This is a genomic window from Flavobacterium sp. FPG59 (assembly GCF_002150205.1).
In the GTDB taxonomy this organism is placed as follows: domain Bacteria; phylum Bacteroidota; class Bacteroidia; order Flavobacteriales; family Flavobacteriaceae; genus Flavobacterium.
In genome coordinates, this window is sequence record NZ_MTCA01000343.1 from 1 (window position 1) to 1,855 (window position 1,855).

The window sequence follows — 1,855 nt, forward strand, 5'->3', positions numbered from 1 at the left end:
CAAAAGGAAATATGAATTAGTTATTATAATTATAATCAATGCTTAAAGTTACATTTTCAGAACTTCCATTAATATTTTTAAAGACTCCTCTCGCTTTATGATTGTAATTTTGTTCATCAAAATCAAATGTTAAATTTACTGATCCAATCAATCTGCGTTCTTCATATACTTTAAAAGTAATTTTTGAATCTTTCATTTTTGAACCTGTATGAGATTTAACAGAATTATTTAAAATATAATAACCTTTAAATCCTATATCATCGTAATTACTAATTATAAAAGTTAATACATTCCCTCCAGATTTACCAACCCAGACCCCCAAGCAATTTAACTCTATCGGTATATCATCATCGTTTTCTATCTCTTCTTCAGTAAGTTGATTCGATACTGAAAATTTAGCTATTGAATCTTTCAAAGCAGCCACTGTTTTACTCAACATTCTAGAATTGTCTTCACTTTGTTTTTTAAACGATTGAAGCGAAGTGATTTTTACTTTATGAGCTTTTATTGAATCTTTAGTTGCAATTAGATTTTGATTTAGCATAGCTATTTCTTTGTCTTTAATGCTGTTAATTGAAATCACAGAATCCTTACTCGTAGTGCTATTTTTTAAAGCTATCCTCAATTCTTTTTTATCCATTTTTTCGATATCTTGGGAGTAAGTAGTTAAGCTTAAGCTTAAAATCAATAGCAGTATTGTGTTTTTCATATTTTATATTGATACTTTATTAGTATTTTTTACATTTTAATCGTAATATGTATAAAAATGCTTGTATGCCACTTGTTTTGCAGAAAATTTTTCATCATCACGATAATCTTTTTTTATTATATTGATATTCAAATCCTGAGAAGGCATCATTCGACTACCATATTGATTCATATTAATCGAAAATTGTTTTCCTTGCTTATAATTTCCAATAAAATAATGTGTTTCCGGAATATTATCTAAACCATCATTAGGTAATGATATAACTTCAACTAAAAATTTATACGGTTTTTCATCGGACCAATTTATTTTGTTATAATCATCCGAAATTCCTTTTAAAAAATCATCTGGATAATGAACTAATTCAGTTGTAAGTTTAGGTATTTCGTTCTCTAATTCTTGAATTCTGAAATGAGCATTGTATAAAGTGTCATTTTTGGTTTCGTGATAATTAAAATTTTCAGGTATCATTTTTTTTAATTCCAACCGCTCTTTTTTTAATTCCGCCAAAACTATTGTTATGGAATCTATCTTTTTTTGAATTACAGCATTTTCCTTTAAAGCCCAATCCTTGTTACTCATTTTTTCAATAATTTTAATTGATATCAATGAATCTTGTTTAGGATCAAAAAAATGAGCTTCGATATTAACTTTAGTAATTTTAATTATACCTTTTTCAATTTCTGACAATGACATTGAAGTTGGCTTAATTTCCTTATCTGTTAAAACTGCCAGCCAAATACCTTTATATTCTGGAGGCATATTATTCAATTTCAAAACAAGATTTCTCGCAGCATCTCTTTTTTGATATGGATTTAGTTTCTCAAACCAAATCTTATATTCATTTGCTTGCTGTTGAATGGTTTTAGTTGGCTTCTTTTGAGAGTAAGTGATTAAAGTGAACATTAAAGCTACAATGATCAAAATTTTTATTTTCATATCTGTTTTATAATTAATTATTTTTTCTTTTTAAAAAATGATATTGTTTTGCCTTTTCTACCGCTTCCTCCTTTTTTAATATAGCTTCCACTTTTTCCTTCCCATAATCTATAGCCTTCTTTTTTGCCACCTTCGGTTAGAAAAGTAATAAAATTGTCAAATAGTCCCATAATTATATTTTTTTTGATTAATATTAATAAGTATCTTGAA

Annotated in this window: 3 protein-coding genes; all 3 read right to left on the reverse strand. The window is 26.7% G+C overall.

Annotated features, from left to right (window positions below):
- Positions 1-16: 16 nt before the first annotated feature.
- Positions 17-709 (reverse strand): hypothetical protein, encoded by a 693-nt coding sequence (locus tag FPG59_RS15770; protein ID WP_140344714.1) that lies wholly within the window; start codon positions 707-709, stop codon positions 17-19.
- 36 nt (positions 710-745) lie between these two features.
- The gene (locus FPG59_RS15775; RefSeq protein WP_086455490.1) at positions 746-1,645 is read right to left on the reverse strand and encodes a hypothetical protein; all 900 of its coding nucleotides are present in this window, start codon (positions 1,643-1,645) and stop codon (positions 746-748) included.
- A 17-nt stretch (positions 1,646-1,662) separates the two neighbouring features.
- A partial coding sequence (locus FPG59_RS16770) for a hypothetical protein (protein WP_217875943.1) occupies positions 1,663-1,855 on the reverse strand: 193 nt, incomplete at its 5' end.

What these genes read in the sequence shown, in the direction of transcription:
- FPG59_RS15770 (WP_140344714.1), bottom strand. Translation starts at nt 709, where the DNA reads ATGAAAAACACAATACTGCTATTGATTTTAAGCTTAAGCTTAACTACT.
- FPG59_RS15775 (WP_086455490.1), bottom strand. Translation starts at nt 1,645, where the DNA reads ATGAAAATAAAAATTTTGATCATTGTAGCTTTAATGTTCACTTTAATC.